General features: G+C 66.7%; 15 protein-coding genes. 11 read left to right on the forward strand and 4 right to left on the reverse strand.

The window, feature by feature from the left end; all coding sequences use genetic code 11:
• Genes ABZ345_RS32805 through ABZ345_RS32815 form a run of 3 tightly spaced genes read left to right on the forward strand, consistent with a single transcriptional unit; the run spans position 1 to position 1,438 of the window.
• Positions 1 to 345, forward strand: coding sequence for a YbaB/EbfC family nucleoid-associated protein (locus tag ABZ345_RS32805; protein WP_359857325.1), 345 nt, complete (start codon positions 1 to 3; stop codon positions 343 to 345).
• On the forward strand, positions 342 to 644 hold the full coding sequence (locus ABZ345_RS32810; protein ID WP_359857328.1) for a type VII secretion target: 303 nt from the start codon (positions 342 to 344) through the stop codon (positions 642 to 644). Before ABZ345_RS32805 ends, ABZ345_RS32810 begins: the two co-directional genes overlap by 4 nt.
• On the forward strand, positions 641 to 1,438 hold the full coding sequence (locus ABZ345_RS32815; protein ID WP_359857331.1) for a hypothetical protein: 798 nt from the start codon (positions 641 to 643) through the stop codon (positions 1,436 to 1,438). Before ABZ345_RS32810 ends, ABZ345_RS32815 begins: the two co-directional genes overlap by 4 nt.
• Here the strand turns inward: ABZ345_RS32815 and sucD are convergent, their stop codons facing one another.
• Entirely contained in the window at positions 1,439 to 2,317 is an 879-nt protein-coding gene (gene sucD, locus ABZ345_RS32820; protein WP_359857333.1) for a succinate--CoA ligase subunit alpha, read from the reverse strand.
• Positions 2,317 to 3,423, reverse strand: a complete 1,107-nt coding sequence (sucC, locus tag ABZ345_RS32825) for an ADP-forming succinate--CoA ligase subunit beta (protein ID WP_359857335.1) — start codon at positions 3,421 to 3,423, stop codon at positions 2,317 to 2,319. Before sucC ends, sucD begins: the two co-directional genes overlap by 1 nt.
• A 123-nt stretch (positions 3,424 to 3,546) precedes the next feature.
• Between sucC and ABZ345_RS32830 the strand changes: the two genes are divergently transcribed.
• The 6 genes from ABZ345_RS32830 to ABZ345_RS32855 all read left to right on the forward strand — a co-directional run bounded on the left by ABZ345_RS32830 (position 3,547) and on the right by ABZ345_RS32855 (position 11,666).
• Complete coding sequence (locus ABZ345_RS32830; RefSeq protein ID WP_359857338.1) at positions 3,547 to 5,244, forward strand: thiamine pyrophosphate-binding protein; 1,698 nt, start codon at positions 3,547 to 3,549, stop codon at positions 5,242 to 5,244.
• Between the two features lie 10 nt (positions 5,245 to 5,254).
• Positions 5,255 to 6,484 carry a formyl-CoA transferase gene (frc, locus tag ABZ345_RS32835; protein ID WP_359857341.1) on the forward strand — a complete coding sequence of 410 codons (1,230 nt, stop codon included), beginning with the start codon at positions 5,255 to 5,257 and terminating at the stop codon, positions 6,482 to 6,484.
• A 22-nt stretch (positions 6,485 to 6,506) separates the two neighbouring features.
• Positions 6,507 to 8,657: an acetate--CoA ligase family protein gene (locus tag ABZ345_RS32840; protein ID WP_359857344.1), complete on the forward strand. Its 2,151-nt coding sequence runs from the start codon at positions 6,507 to 6,509 to the stop codon at positions 8,655 to 8,657.
• A gap of 118 nt (positions 8,658 to 8,775) precedes the next feature.
• On the forward strand, positions 8,776 to 10,269 hold the full coding sequence (locus ABZ345_RS32845) for an Nramp family divalent metal transporter (protein ID WP_359857347.1): 1,494 nt from the start codon (positions 8,776 to 8,778) through the stop codon (positions 10,267 to 10,269).
• A 2-nt stretch (positions 10,270 to 10,271) separates the two neighbouring features.
• Positions 10,272 to 10,691 carry a hypothetical protein gene (locus ABZ345_RS32850; protein ID WP_359857350.1) on the forward strand — a complete coding sequence of 140 codons (420 nt, stop codon included), beginning with the start codon at positions 10,272 to 10,274 and terminating at the stop codon, positions 10,689 to 10,691.
• Positions 10,692 to 10,712: 21 nt separating this feature from the next.
• The gene (locus ABZ345_RS32855; protein ID WP_359857353.1) at positions 10,713 to 11,666 is read left to right on the forward strand and encodes a TerC family protein; all 954 of its coding nucleotides are present in this window, start codon (positions 10,713 to 10,715) and stop codon (positions 11,664 to 11,666) included.
• Here the strand turns inward: ABZ345_RS32855 and ABZ345_RS32860 are convergent.
• The gene (locus ABZ345_RS32860; protein ID WP_359857356.1) at positions 11,657 to 11,842 is read right to left on the reverse strand and encodes a hypothetical protein; all 186 of its coding nucleotides are present in this window, start codon (positions 11,840 to 11,842) and stop codon (positions 11,657 to 11,659) included. The two genes, ABZ345_RS32855 and ABZ345_RS32860, sit on opposite strands and share 10 nt — an antisense overlap.
• 240 nt (positions 11,843 to 12,082) lie before the next feature.
• Positions 12,083 to 12,796, reverse strand: coding sequence for a GntR family transcriptional regulator (locus ABZ345_RS32865; protein ID WP_359857358.1), 714 nt, complete (start codon positions 12,794 to 12,796; stop codon positions 12,083 to 12,085).
• Positions 12,797 to 12,930: 134 nt separating this feature from the next.
• Between ABZ345_RS32865 and ABZ345_RS32870 the strand changes: the two genes are divergently transcribed.
• Complete coding sequence (locus ABZ345_RS32870; protein WP_359857360.1) at positions 12,931 to 13,908, forward strand: 2-dehydropantoate 2-reductase; 978 nt, start codon at positions 12,931 to 12,933, stop codon at positions 13,906 to 13,908.
• Position 13,909: 1 nt separating this feature from the next.
• Entirely contained in the window at positions 13,910 to 14,827 is a 918-nt protein-coding gene (locus ABZ345_RS32875; RefSeq protein WP_359857363.1) for a LysR family transcriptional regulator, read from the forward strand.
• The last annotated feature ends 65 nt before the right edge of the window (positions 14,828 to 14,892 follow it).

The following is a 14,892-nucleotide window of genomic DNA, read 5'->3' on the forward strand; positions in this document are numbered from 1 at the left end:
GTGGATCCAGCACAGTGGCTGGCGGACTACCAGGAACGCCTGGAGCGAGTGGCTTACAGCGCGCGAAGCGCCAGTGCCAGCCTGGCCGAGGTCGGGGCGACCGCGACCTCACCACGCGGTGAGGTCACCGTGAGCGTCAACGCGGGCGGTGTGCTCGGCGACGTCGCGCTCACGCCCGCCGCGCGCAAGCTCGACGTCGACACGCTCGCGATGCTGATCGTCAGCACCGCGAGGGAGGCGCAAAGGCTGGCGAGCGCGCGTATGACCGAGGTCATGGCCGGCTACCTCGGTGAGAGCGACGCGTTGCACCAGATCACCTCGCACCTTCCGGAGGCCGTGCGATGACGTCGTTCACCGTCGACCACGAGCAGTTGCGCAGGCACGCGACGACGCTCGCCGGGTACGCCGACCAGCTCTCCGCGACGGGAACGGCCCTGCCCGACCAGCTCGGCCAGGAGTCGCTCGGCTCGTTCGCGCAGTTCCTCACCGCGGGCCTGGGCAACGCGATGGGGGAGACCCTGAACGCCTTCTCGCACGTTGCGTCCACAATGGACAAGGTCGGCGAAGGCATGCGGCAGACCGCTGACATGTACCAGCGCACCGACGACGACAACGCCGCCGCCGTGGTGGGAGCGGGCCGATGACCACAGCAACCGACGCGGGCACGATCGCCGAGCTGCTCAACGAGCTCCGCACCACCACCAACGCCATCACCGGCGACGAGTGGCTCACGTCAGATCTGGCGGGGACTCCGAAGGCCGACCTGAGCCAGCTGGGCTCGCACGGGAAGCCGTTGCAGGCCTTGGACAGCGCGGGCGCGGGCTTCCTCACGCCGATGATCTCGTTCCTGGAAGAGCCGCTGAACCAGCTCAAGGGCGACCCGGACGGCGTCCAGCGGGGCGCGGGCGAGTTCGAGAAGGCGGGCAAGTCCGCGACGAGTCTCGCCCAGGACTACCAGGGCAAGGCGGGCAACGAGACCAGCGGCTGGTCCGGCCAGAGCGCTACGGACTACGCCAAGACGGGCAAGCAGCTCGTCGACGGCGTGCTGTCGGTCGCCGAGACCGCGCTGACCAACGCGTCCGCGATGATCAAGGCCGGCCGGGTGGTCGCGCAGGTCGTCGCCGAGGTCACGCGGCTGATCACCGAGGCGGTCGGCAAGATCGTGCCGATCATGACCCAGGCGATCGCGGCGGCAGCGGTGACGTTCGGGCAGAGCATCGCCGTGGCCATCCCGCAGTGCGTGCAGATCGCGGTCGACTGCGGCACGCAGATCGCGGCCAAGCTCGGCGAACTGCTGGCCAGCGGCGAGAACCTGATCAAGCTCGTCGAGGGCGCGCAGGCCGTGCTCAAGGTCGTGAAGCAGGCCATGTCCGTCATCGGCGAGCAGGCGCAGGGCGGTTCGGCGAAGCTGCCGACAACAGCTTCGCCGACCAGGTGATCACGACGTCAGGATCGCCCTGGCGAGAGCCGCGGTCTCGGACGGCGTCCTGCCGACCCTGATCCCGACCGACTCCATGGCCAGTTTCTTGGCCTCCGCCGTGCCCGAGGATCCCGAGACGATGGCGCCCGCGTGGCCCATCGTCCTGCCCTCGGGCGCGGTGAAGCCGGCGACGTACCCGACGACCGGCTTGGACACGTTGTCGCGCACGAACTCCGCGGCCCGCTCCTCCGCGTCGCCACCGATCTCGCCGATCATCACGATCAGCTCGGTCTCCGGATCCGCCTCGAACGCCGCGATGGCGTCGATGTGCGTGGTGCCGACGATCGGGTCGCCGCCGATGCCGACGCACGTCGTGAACCCGAAGTCCTTCAGCTCGTGCATCAGCTGGTAGGTCAGGGTTCCCGACTTCGACACCAGCCCGATCGAGCCGGGCTTGGTGATGTCGGCGGGGATGATGCCCGCGTTCGACTTGCCGGGGCTGATGATGCCGGGACAGTTCGGGCCGATGATCCGCGTCGACTTGCCCTGGGCGTGCGCCCAGAACCGTGCCGTGTCGTGGACCGGGACGCCTTCGGTGATCACCACGGCCAGGCCGATGCCCGCGTCGATCGCCTCGATGACCGCATCGCCGGTGAACGCGGGCGGTACGAAGAGCACCGACACGGTCGCGCCGGTCTGTTCCATCGCCTCGGCGACCGTGCCGAAGACCGGGAGCGTGACGTCGTCGAACCCCACGGACGTTCCGGCCTTGCGCGCGTTGACACCGCCCACGACCTGAGTGCCGGCTGCGAGCATGCGGCGGGTGTGCTTGGAGCCCTCCGATCCGGTCATGCCCTGCACGACCACGCGGCTGTTCTCGTCGAGGAAGATCGCCATCAGGACTCCTTACCAGCGCCGGCGAGAGCGGCGGCACGGCCTGCCGCGTCGTCCATCGTGTGCGCCACGGTGATCAGCGGGTGCCGTGCCTCGTCCAGGATGCGGTGGCCTGCCTTGGCGTTGTTGCCGTCCAGCCGCACGACCAGCGGTTTGTCGGCGCGGTCACCCAGCAGCCCGAGTGCCTGCACGATTCCGTCGGCCACCGCGTCACACGCGGTGATGCCGCCGAACACGTTCACGAACACGCTGCGCACCGACGGGTCGGAGAGGATGACGTCGAGCCCGTCGGCCATGACCTGGGCCGAGGCTCCGCCGCCGATGTCGAGGAAGTTCGCGGGCGCGGCTCCGGCCAGCGCCACGACGTCCAATGTGGACATGACGAGGCCCGCGCCGTTGCCGATGACCCCGACGGTGCCGTCGAGCTTGACGTAGTTGAGGCCCTTCTCGGCCGCCCGCACCTCCAGCGGGTCGCCCGCCGCGCTGTCCGAAGGCCGTGAGTGCCGGAACGACGCGTTGTCGTCCAGCGTCACCTTGCCGTCCAGTGCGACGATCTGGCCGGACTTGGTGAGCGCCAACGGGTTCACTTCGACGAGCGTCGCGTCCTCGGACACGAAGACCTTCCACAACGCGGAAGCGACGGCGTTCACCTGCTCGGCGATTTTCGGTGAAAACACCGCAGATGCGTCGAAAGCCGAAGCAGGCATTCGAGTGATGGAGTCCGCCATCTCCTCGATCTCCATGCCACCGGTCGCCGACGCCATCGCGATGAACGTCCTGTTGGCACGATCGAGGAGGAACGAGAGGTAGTACTCCTCGGCGATCTCGCTCGCCTCGGTCACCAGCACCTTGTGCACGGTGTGGCCCTTGATGTCCATCCCCAGGATGGCCGACGCGGCCTCGAAAGCTTCGCCCGGTGACGAAGCGAGCTTGATGCCGCCCGCCTTACCACGGCCGCCAGTCTTGACCTGAGCCTTCACGACCACGGTTCCGCCGATCGTCGCGGCTGCCTCGCGCGCGGATTCAGGAGTGTCCGCCACAAGACCACGCGGAACGGGCACCCCGTAACGCTCGAAGACGTCCCGCGCCTCATGTTCGAAAAGATCCACCGTCTGCGTCCTCTCGCCGAAAACTTGCGGCCATCTATGGACATCCGGTTGGTAGCGGAGTAACGATATGCCTACCTCATACGGTATGCAATCTACAGTCGAGCGCTAAGGGGCTGATCGCCGATGACGAGTTCCGCGGAGGCTGGGTCGGATTCAGGGTCGATCTCTGGGGGCCATTTGGTCGCCAAAGCGCTCAAGGCCGAGGGCGTCGACACCATCTTCACGCTGTGCGGTGGACACATCATCGACATCTACGACGGATGCGTGGACGAGGGCATCGCCGTCATCGACGTACGGCACGAACAGGTAGCCGCGCACGCCGCGGACGGCTACGCACGCATCACCGGCAAGCCTGGTTGCGCCGTGGTGACCGCGGGGCCGGGCACCACCGACGCCGTCACGGGTGTCGCCAACGCCTTCCGCGCGGAGAGCCCGATGCTGCTGATCGGCGGCCAGGGGGCGTTGAGCCAGCACAAGATGGGCTCACTGCAGGACCTCCCGCACGTCGACATGATGACGCCGATCACCAAGTTCGCCGCCAACGTCCCGCACACCGCCCGCATCGCGGACATGGTGTCGATGGCGTTCCGCGAGGCGAACGCCGGCGCGCCCGGCCCTTCGTTCCTGGAGATCCCGCGCGACGTGCTGGACGCCAAGGTCCCAGTGTCCCAGGCACGCCTCCCGCAGGCGGGCCACTACCGCGCCTCCACGCGCAGCGTCGGCGACCCGGCGGACATCGAGAAGCTCGCGGACCTGTTGGTGCACGCCAAGAAACCCGCGATCCTGCTGGGAAGCCAGGTGTGGACGACGCGGGCCACCGACTCGGCCATCGAGCTCGTCCGGACGTTGAACATCCCGGCCTACATGAACGGCGCGGGTCGCGGCACCCTGCCACCCGGCGACCCGCACCACTTCCAGCTGTCGCGCCGTTACGCCTTCGACAACGCCGACGTGATCGTCATCGTCGGCACCCCGTTCGACTTCCGGATGGGCTACGGCCGAAGGCTTTCCCTGAACGCGACGGTCGTGCAGATCGACCTGGACTACCGCACGGTCGGCAAGAACCGCGACGTCGACCTCGGCATCGTCGGTGACGCGGACCTGGTGCTCTCCAGCGTCACGCAGGCCGCGTCCGGTCGCGAGGACAATGGCGCGATGGGCCGCAAGGTGTGGCTGGAGGAGCTGCAGACGGTCGAGGAGCAGGCCCGGCGCAAGCGTTCGGAGCACCTGCGCTCCGACGACATGCCAATTCACCCGTACCGCCTGGTGAGCGAGATCAACGACTTCCTCACCGAGGACTCCATCTACATCGGTGACGGCGGCGACGTCGTCACGTTCTCCGGCCAGGTCGTGCAGCCCAAGTCGCCCGGCCACTGGATGGACCCCGGTCCACTCGGGACACTCGGCGTCGGCATTCCGTTCGTACTAGCCGCGAAACTGGCGAGGCCGGACAAAGAGGTCGTGGCCCTGTTCGGTGACGGCGCGTTCAGCCTCACCGGCTGGGACTTCGAGACGCTCGTCCGCTACAACCTGCCGTTCGTCGGCATCGTCGGCAACAACTCGTCGATGAACCAGATCCGCTACGGCCAGGCCGCCAAGTACGGGCTCGAGCGCGAACGCGTCGGCAACACGCTCGGGGACGTGAAGTACGACCAGTTCGCGAAGATGCTCGGCGGCTACGGCGAGGAAGTGCGCGACCCCAAGGACATCGGCCCCGCACTGCAGCGCGCCCGCGAGTCCGGCAAGCCGTCGCTGATCAACGTGTGGATCGACCCCGACGTGTACGCGCCCGGAACCATGAACCAGACGATGTACAAGTAGGTGAGATGACATGGCCAAGGCACTGGAGGGCGTCAAAGTCCTCGACATGACGCACGTGCAGTCCGGACCGTCGTCGACCCAGTTGCTCGCCTGGCTGGGGGCGGACGTCATCAAGCTGGAAACCCCCGGACGAGGTGACATCACGCGCGGCCAGCTGCGTGATCTGCCCGAAGTGGACAGTCTCTACTTCACGATGCTCAACTGCAACAAGCGGAGCATCACGCTCAACATGAAGGCTCCTGAGGGCAAAGAGGTCTTCGAGAAGCTCATCGGTGACGTCGACATCCTGGTCGAGAACTTCGGTCCCGGTGTCGTCGAACGGTTCGGCTACCCGTGGGAGAAGCTCCACGAGCTCAACCCGGCGCTGATCTACGCGTCCATCAAGGGCTTCGGGCCCGGCCGCTACGCCGACTTCAAGGCCTACGAGGTGATCGCGCAGGCCATGGGCGGCTCGATGAGCACCACCGGGTTCGAGGACGGACCGCCGCTCGCCACCGGCGCGCAGATCGGCGACTCCGGTACCGGAATCCACCTGGTGGCCGCGATCCTGGCCGCGCTGTACCAGCGGACGAACACCGGTCGCGGTCAGCGCGTCCAGGTCGCGATGCAGGACGCTGTCCTGAACCTGTGCCGGGTGAAGCTGCGCGACCAGCAGCGGCTCGCCCACGGGCCGCTGGGGGAGTACCCGAACGAGCAGTTCTCCGACGAGGTGCCCCGCTCCGGCAACGCATCCGGTGGTGGCCAGCCCGGCTGGGCGGTGCGCTGTGCCCCCGGCGGCCCCAACGACTACATCTACGTGATCATCCAGCCGGTCGGGTGGAAGCCGCTGACCGAGCTGATCGGCAAGCCCGAGCTCGCGGACGACCCCGGCTGGGCGACTCCCGAGGTCCGGCTCTCCAAGCTGGACAAGGCGTTCGCGCTGATCGAGGAGTGGACGGAGAAGCACACCAAGTGGGAGGTGATGGACAAGCTCAACGCCCACAACATCCCGTGCGGACCCATTCTGTCCACAAAGGAGATCATCGAGGACGAGACGCTGGCCGAGCTCGGCACCGTCGTCGAGGTCGAGCACCCCGAGCGCGGCTCGTTCAAGACGGTCGGCAACCCGCTCAAGCTCTCCGACTCGGACGTCGAGGTGCAGCGCCCGCCGCTGCTCGGTGAGCACAACGACGAAGTGCTCGGCGCCTTGGGCTACAGCACCGAACGACTGGCCGAACTCCGCACCGCCGGCGTCATCTAGATCTCCAGGGAGACGAAATCTCATGCCGGACAACGGCTACGACCGCACCGCGGTCGAGAACGTACTCGCGAGGGTGCGCGCAGAGGGACGGTCGTCGCTCACCGCACCGGAGGGCAAGCGGGTCTGCGACGCCTACGGGATCGCGACCCCGGCCGAGGCGCTGGCGAAGTCGTCGGAGGGCGCCGTCGCGTTCGCCGAGGAGATCGGCTACCCGGTCGTGCTCAAGATCGTCTCACCGGACATCCTGCACAAGACCGAGGCCGGTGGTGTCCTCGTCGGACTCAGGAACTCCAGCGAGGTCGCCGAGGGCTACCGCACGATCATCCACAACGCCCGCAACTACTCCGCCGACGCGGAGATCACCGGCGTTCAGGTCCAGCAGCAGCTGCCGACCGGGAACGAGGTCCACGAGGTCATCGTGGGCGCGGTGACCGACGAGACGTTCGGCAAGATCGTCGCGTTCGGCCTCGGCGGCATCCTGGTCGAGGTGCTCAAGGACGTCACGTTCCGGCTGGCGCCGACCAGCCCGAGCGAGGCGCTGTCGATGGTCAACGGCATCGCGGCCGCGGAGATCCTGCGCGGAGTCCGCGGCGCGCAAGGGGTCGACGCGCACAAGCTCGCCGACCTGATCCACCGCGTGTCGGATCTCGTCACGGACTTCCCGCAACTGGCCGAGGTCGACCTCAACCCCGTGCTGGCAACACCTTCCGGAGCCACCGCAGTCGACGTGCGGATTTTGGTGGACGAGAACGCCGCCAAGGAGCCGCACCGGTTCACGCAGGACGAGATCCTGACCGCGATGAACCGCATCATGAAGCCCGCCGCCGTCGCCGTGATCGGTGCCTCGAACGAAGAGGGCAAGATCGGCAACTCGGTGATGAAGAACCTCGTCAACGGCGGGTTCTCCGGCGAGATCTACCCGATCAACCCCAAGGCCGACGAGATCCTCGACCGCAAGGCGTTCGCCGGCATCGCCGACGTGCCAGGAGACATCGACGTCGCGGTGTTCGTGATCCCGGCCAAGTTCGTGCCGGCGGCACTGGAAGAGGTCGGCAAGAAGGGCGTCGCCGGCGCGATCATGATCCCCTCCGGCTTCGGCGAGACGGGCAACGTTGAGCTGCAGGACGAGATCGTCGCGATCGCGCGCAAGCACGGCGTCCGCATCCTCGGGCCGAACATCTACGGCTACTACTACACGCCGGAGAATCTGAGTGCGACGTTCTGCACGCCGTACGACGTCAAGGGCGGAGTCGCGCTTTCGTCGCAAAGTGGCGGAATCGGCATGGCGATCCTCGGATTCAGCCGTTCCGCAGGCATGGGCGTCAGCGCGATCGTCGGCGTGGGCAACAAGGCCGACATCGACGAGGACGACCTGCTGACGTTCTTCGAGCAGGACCCGAACACTCAACTCGTCGCGATGCACCTGGAAGACCTGAAGGACGGTCGCTCCTTCGCGGAAACGGCGAAACGAGTCTCGGAAAAGAAACCGGTCGTCGTCCTGAAGGCGGGACGAACCGACCAGGGAGCCAAGGCGGCGAGCTCGCACACCGGCGCGCTGGCCGGCAACGACAGGGTCTACGACGACATCCTCAAGCAGAGCGGCGTGATCCGCGCACCCGGCCTGAACGACCTGCTGGAGTACGCGCGCGGCATTCCGCTGCTGGCCACGCCGAAGGGCGAGAACGTCGTCATCATCACGGGCGCGGGCGGCTCGGGCGTGCTGCTCTCGGACGCCTGTGTGGACAACGGGTTGTCGCTGATGACCATTCCGGACGATCTGGACGCGGCGTTCCGGAAGTTCATCCCGCCGTTCGGCGCGGCGGGCAACCCGATCGACATCACCGGCGGGGAACCGCCCTCGACGTACCGGAACACGATCGCGCTCGGCCTCGCCGACGAACGCATCCACTCGCTGATCCTGGGCTACTGGCACACCATCGTCACGCCACCGATGGTGTTCGCGAAGCTCGTGGTCGACGTGGTGGAGGAGTACCGGGCGAACGGAATCCACAAGCCTGTCGTCGCGTCGCTCGCGGGCGACGTCGAGGTCGAGGAAGCCAGCGAGTACCTGTACCGGAACGGGGTGGTTGCGTATCCGTACACAACGGAGAAACCTGTCGCAGTGCTGGGCGCCAAGTACCGGTGGGCACGTGCCGCTGGTCTGCTTGGGTAACAACAGGTTTCTTGTGTAGCAAGGGAGAGATGGCCCGTCCGCGACCGTGACACGCCCACGGTCGCGAACCCGCCAGGGAGGTCAACGAAGACAGCCGGTCCTCTGGAGGTCGTTAACCGTGGATGATCCAAATCTGGTCGCCCGCACGGAAGTCAGTTCGCCTCCTGAGAAGGAGCGCGTCTGGCCCGCGGGACGGCTGGAAGCGATGCCCATCAGGAAACTGCCCGACGCGCCACCGTCGATTCACCTGCTGGGTCCCACCGTCTTCCTGGTGGCTCTGGGCGTGGGCATGGGCGAGTCCTACATGTGGCCGCGCCTGGTGCTGGTCTTCGGACCGGACATCAGGTGGCTCTTCCTGGTCGGCGTGACGTTGCAGGCCGTCGTCATGCTGGAGATGGCCAGGTACGCGATGGCGACGGGGGAGAGCATCTTCTTCGGCGCCGCACGCGTGTTCAAACCGATCATGTGGTTCTTCTTCGTGGTCGCGATACTCGTCTACATCTGGCCGGGCCATCTCTCCGCCGGCGCGGCGGCCCTGGAGAAGATCACCGGCATACCGTGGACGGTCTCGGCGTGTGTCGGCCTGATCCTGGTCGGGATCCTGTTCAGCCTGGCCAAGGTCATCTACAACCTGCTCGAGAACCTGCTGTCCATCCTCATCGGACTGCTCGTGGTCAGCACGGCCGTGGTGGCGGCGATGGTCGGTACGTGGGGCGATCTGACCAGCACGATCAGCGGCATGTTCCAGTTCGGGTACTTCCCGGCGCAGGCCATGTCGCCGGAGTGGTTTCCGATCATCGTCGGCTCGATCGCGTTCGCGGGCCCGTCCGGCATGCAGCAGATGTGGTACACGCTGCACCTGCGCGACAGCGGCGCCGGCATGGGTGCGCACATCCCGAAGCTGCGCGGGTTGCGGCACGCGGGCGAGGAAGAGCAGATGCCGTCCCGCGGCTTCATGTTCGACACCGAGGACTCCGCGGAGCTGGCCAAGTGGAAGGGTTGGCGGCGCTGGGTCACCTTCGACGCCCTGCTGTTGTTCTGGGGCATCACGATGCTCGTCACGGTTTCTTTCACGGTTCTCGCGCAGTCGGCCTCGCGGACCTCGCCGGACGTCAAGGCGCTGATCGAGTCCGGTGAACGTGAGGCGGCACTGAACGCCATGTCGGACGCCTTCGCGTCAGCAGGTGGACCGGTACTGGGTGCGGTGTTCCTCGGGTTCATCGCGTTGATCGGCCTCAACGCGACGCTGGGCCTGTTCGACTCGTTCTCGCGCGGCCAGGCGGACATGACCTATCACTTCGTGAAGGGCGCGAAGAGGTTCCGGATGTCGCACCTCTACGCGGGCTTCCTGTGGGGCGTCATCACGTTCGGCATCCTGATCCTGCTGTTCGGACCGGCCGACGGACCGGGAGCGATCCTCGACGTGCTCGCGTTCCTGTCGACGTTCGCCATGGGCGCCTACTGCGTGGTGCTTCTCCTGGTGAACAACCGGATGCTGCCCAAACCCATCCGGCCCAAGCTGATCACGAACGTCATCATCGGCTTCGGCGCGGTGTTCTACCTGGGCATGCTGTTCTTCAGCCTCGTCAAGTTCGGCGTAGTGGTGGGCTGATCATGGACATCCGTGAAGGAGTTCCCGGCGCGTTCGTCGGTCTGTCCGCCGGGCTCATCGCGGGAGGGCTGGCCGCGCTCGTCGGCCAGCCGCTCGGGTGGGCTCTCGTCACCATGGTCGCTTTGGGACTACCGCTGGGCGCGTTCGGCGGCGGTTTCGGCCTGCTGGTCGCGGCAGGCCGGCTCCCGGCGGGGCGGTTCGCTCCTGTGGCGCTGTACTGGTTGGTCGCGTTCCCACTGGCGCGTCTGGTGCACGAAGTCACGGTGAGTCTTGTGCTCACCGGCCAGGTCCGACTGCCCTCGGACCTGGCCGGTTTCCTCGCCTACCAAGGAATCGTGAGCTTCGGCTGGGCCATCGGATTCCTGTGGCTGCACGAACGCATCGCGATGCGACTGCGTGCTCGAGCCACCGCCACCCGCTGACCTTCTGCCGAAGGAGCGAGAATGCTGGATCTTCCTGTCTGGGTGTGGATCGCGACCTTGGGCGGACTCGCCCTGGTGATCGCGTTCGACTTCTACCTGGTGGTGCGCAAGCCCCACGAACCGACGTTCCGCGAGTCGGTCTGCTGGGTCGTGTTCTACGTCGGCCTGGCCGTCCTCTTCGGACTCGGCGTGACCCTGTTCGCCGGAGGACAGCACGGCGGCGAGTTCTTCGCCGGCTGGATCACCGAGTACTCCCTCAGCGTCGACAACCTGTTCGTGTTCGTGCTGATCATGGCCCGGTTCGCGGTGCCGCGGGAGCAGCGGCAGAAGGTGCTGATCGTCGGCATCCTGCTGGCGTTGGTGCTGCGGGCGATCTTCATCGCCGTCGGTGCCGAGGCGATCTCCCGGTTCGACTGGCTCTTCTACGTCTTCGGCGCGTTCCTCATCTACACCGCGTGGAAGCTGTTGGCGCACAACGAGAGCGAGGAAGCCGAGTTTTCCGAGAACGCCGCGTTGCGCGCGGTGCGCAAGGTGTTTCCCCGCGCCAGTCCGCTGCTGATCGTCATGGTCGCGGTCGGCACCACGGACCTCCTCTTCGCGGTCGACTCGATCCCGGCGATCTTCGGGCTCACCAAGGAGCCGTACCTGGTGCTGACCGCCAACGCGTTCGCGTTGATGGGCCTGCGCCAGCTCTTCTTCCTGGTGGGCGGGCTGCTGGATCGCCTGGTGCACCTCAGCAAGGGCCTTGCGGTGGTGCTCGCGTTCATCGGGCTCAAGCTGGTTTTCGAGGCGATGCACCACCACGGTGTGTCGTGGGCTCCGGAGATCCCGATCGTGGTGTCTCTCGGCGTGATCGTCGTCACTCTGGCGATCACCACGGTGTGGAGCCTGCACACCTCCCGGCGGGCCGCCCGCGCCGCCGTGGAGGAGGCTGAAGCTCAGCGCTCTCACCGAGTCGAGGGCGCTCAGCCGTGAATCGTGTGGCCCTCGGCGTCTTTCCTGAGCGTCTTGGCCACGGCCGCTTGGGCCTCGGCGTCCTTGCGCTGCTCGTTCAGCGCGGTGGCGAGTCCGAGGCCGAGCGTGCGGCCGTCGGCGGAGAATCCGGCGCGCGGCTCGGTGAGAGAGCGCGCGAAGTTCTTCAAGCGGGACATCGTCTTCCTCCTGTCGATGGTCGCTCCCGAGGCGTGCAGAAGCCTGACTGGCACCGTCGCACGGGAGGAGCAGGGTTGCGGCTGGGGTCTTGTCCACGGGATACCCATTGCGGGTCCTCGTCGACACCATCCCTGCTCGCATTCAGCATACTGCGTTTTGTATGCAATCCACTGCCATCGTGTCGCGGATCACCCGTGTGGCACCAAATGACCGAATTAGGGTGATCTGAGCGTAATGAGTCAGTTACTGTCGGTCGTCTTTTGGTCGTGGTAGGTCTGCCGGGTCTGCTCCGCATGGCGGTTCATGACCTCGCCGGCTCGCTCTACGTCACCATCGGCGATGGCCGCGACCAGCTCGGCGTGCTCTTTCCACGAGTCGTTGCTGCGCGGGCGGGCGATCGGCGTGTAGTACCAGCGCACCCGGCGGTCGACCAGTCCGATCATCTCGGACAGGACCTTGTTGCGGCCGATCGCCGCGACGGCCGCGTGCAGGTCGGCGTTCGCCTTGACCAGGCGTTCGACGTTGGCGGTGACGAGTGCCTCCTCGCCGGCCTTCTGCAGGTTCTTGAGCAGCTTCACGTCGGATGCCGTGGCGTGCTCGGCGGCGAGCTTGGCGGAGTAGGTCTCCAGCACGCTGCGCACGGCGAGCAGCTGGTCGGCCTCCTCCTCGGTCGGGGTGTGCACGAAGGCACCCTGGGCGGGGCGCAGGTCGACCCACCCGTCGGTCTGCAACCGCTGCAGGGCTTCGCGCACCGGCTGCCTGCTGACGCCGAGGTACTCGGCGAGCTCGGCCTCGACCAGGTGCTGGCCGGGGGCGAGGGTGCGGTTGATGATGAGCTCGAGCAAGGCGTCGTAGACGGCCTCGCGCAGCGGCGCCGGGCGTTCGACCCGGCGGCTCGCCGCGGCGCTGAGAGAGCCCTTACCGGCTCGGCGGCCACTGGGCAAAGAGGTCATGTCAGACAGAATACAGCTTTTCGTATGCAAAAAGCACTTCTAGAGCTTCTGTCGTGTTGTCCGTATACTGTATGCAATCTTGCCTGAGATTTATCTGCGACTTGCCTGGGAACTGTGGCGGAGCGGGGCGTGACATGAAGATCGCTGTTCTCGGAGCCGGAGCGATCGGTGCCTACGTCGGTGCGGCATTGCATCGTGCGGGCGTGGAGGTCCACCTGATCGCACGCGGAGCCCATCTCGCCGCGATGCGGGAGCACGGCGTGCGGGTGCTGAGTCCTCGTGGTGACTTCACCGCGCATCCCCACGCGACCTCCTCGCCGGAGGAGGTGGGAGAGGTCGACTACGTCTTCCTCGGGCTGAAGGCGTACTCGTACGCGTCGTCGGGTGATCTGCTGGCGCCGCTGATGGGTCCGTCGACCGCGGTGATCGCGGCGCAGAACGGGATTCCGTGGTGGTACTTCCACGGCATGACCGGGCATCCGCTCGAGGGACAGCGGATCGAGGCCGTCGATCCTGGCGGCACTGTGTCCGCGGTCCTGCCGATGGAGCGGGCGATCGGCTGTGTCGTCTACTGCTCGACCGAGATCGAGTCGCCGGGGGTGATCCGTCACCTCGAGGGCACGCGGTTCTCGATCGGCGAGCCGGACCGGTCGATCTCGTCGCGGTGTGTCGCGCTGAGCGAGGCGATGATCGCGGGCGGGCTGAAGTGCCCGGTGGAGAAGGACGTCCGCGAGGACATCTGGATCAAGCTGATGGGCAACGTGGCGTTCAATCCGTTGAGCGCCCTGACCCGCGCGACGATGGTGGAGATCTGCGACCACTCGGACAGCCGCGACCTCGTGGCGCAGATGATGGCAGAGACGCTGACCATCGCGCGTGCCGCGGGCTGCGACCCGCAGATCTCGATCGACAAGCGCATCGACGGCGCCCGGCGGGTCGGGCACCACAAGACGTCGATGCTGCAGGACCTGGAGGCGGGCAAGAGGCTGGAGATCGACGCGATCATCGCCGCGGTGGTGGAGATCGCCTCGCTGACCCGCGTGCCGGCGCCGACGTTGCGGCACGTCTACGCGGCCATCGATCTCCTCTCGCGCACTTCGCTGGTGTCCTGAGTTGCTGCTGCGACAGCTGGAGTACCTGGTCGCCCTGGCCCGCGAACGCCACTTCGCGCGTGCCGCGGAGGCCTGTCACGTGTCCCAGCCGTCGCTGTCGGCGGCGATCAGCAAGCTCGAACGCGAACTCGGGGTGCCGATCGTGTCCCGCGGCCGCCGGTTCGAGTCGCTGACGCCGGAGGGGGAACGGGTCCTGCTGTGGGCGCATCGCATGCTCGCGGACCGCGATGCGCTGCAGCAGGACCTGTCGCGCATGCGCGAGTCCCTGTCGGGCGTGCTGCGGATCGGCGCGATTCCGACCGCCTTGCCGGCGGCTCCGTTGCTGACCACACCGTTCTGCGAGCGGTATCCGCACGTGCGGATCACGTTGGAGTCGTTGTCGTCGCGGGAGATCGTGCGGCGGCTCGACGAGTTCGAGCTCGACATCGCGATGACCTATGTGGACAGTTCGGTCCGTGCTCTGCCGTTGTACGAGGAACGCTACGTGCTGCTGACACCTGCGGACGAGGAGATCGCGTCTCGGCCGGTGGCGCGGTGGGCTGACGTGGCCGCGTTGCCTCTTTGTCTGCTCACCTCCAAGATGCGGAACCGGCGGATCCTGGACGGGATCTTCGCCGACGCCGGGGTGCAACCGGTGCCGATGATCGAGGCTGACACCGTGGCGACTCTCTACGCCCATGTGGCTACCCGCAAGTGGTCTTCGGTCATCGCACACGCTTGGCTGCAGATGTTCGGGACACCTGAGGGGATGCGCGTGGTGCGGATCGAGGATCCGCGGCGGGTGCCGCAGATCGGGTTGGTCGCGGGGGAGCAGGTTTCGATGCTCGCTCAGGCCATGGTGGGGATGACCCGGAGCCTTGACCTGCGCGGCGAGCTGGATCGCCTGTTGCACAAGCATCTTGATAGACGCGAGCTATGACGGAATAGGAACTTTCGCTTGGACGTGGCGGGTTCCCGGGTTCGATGCTTCTGGCATGAAGATTC

It is taken from the genome of Lentzea sp. NPDC005914 (assembly GCF_040629405.1).
GTDB lineage: Bacteria > Actinomycetota > Actinomycetes > Mycobacteriales > Pseudonocardiaceae > Lentzea.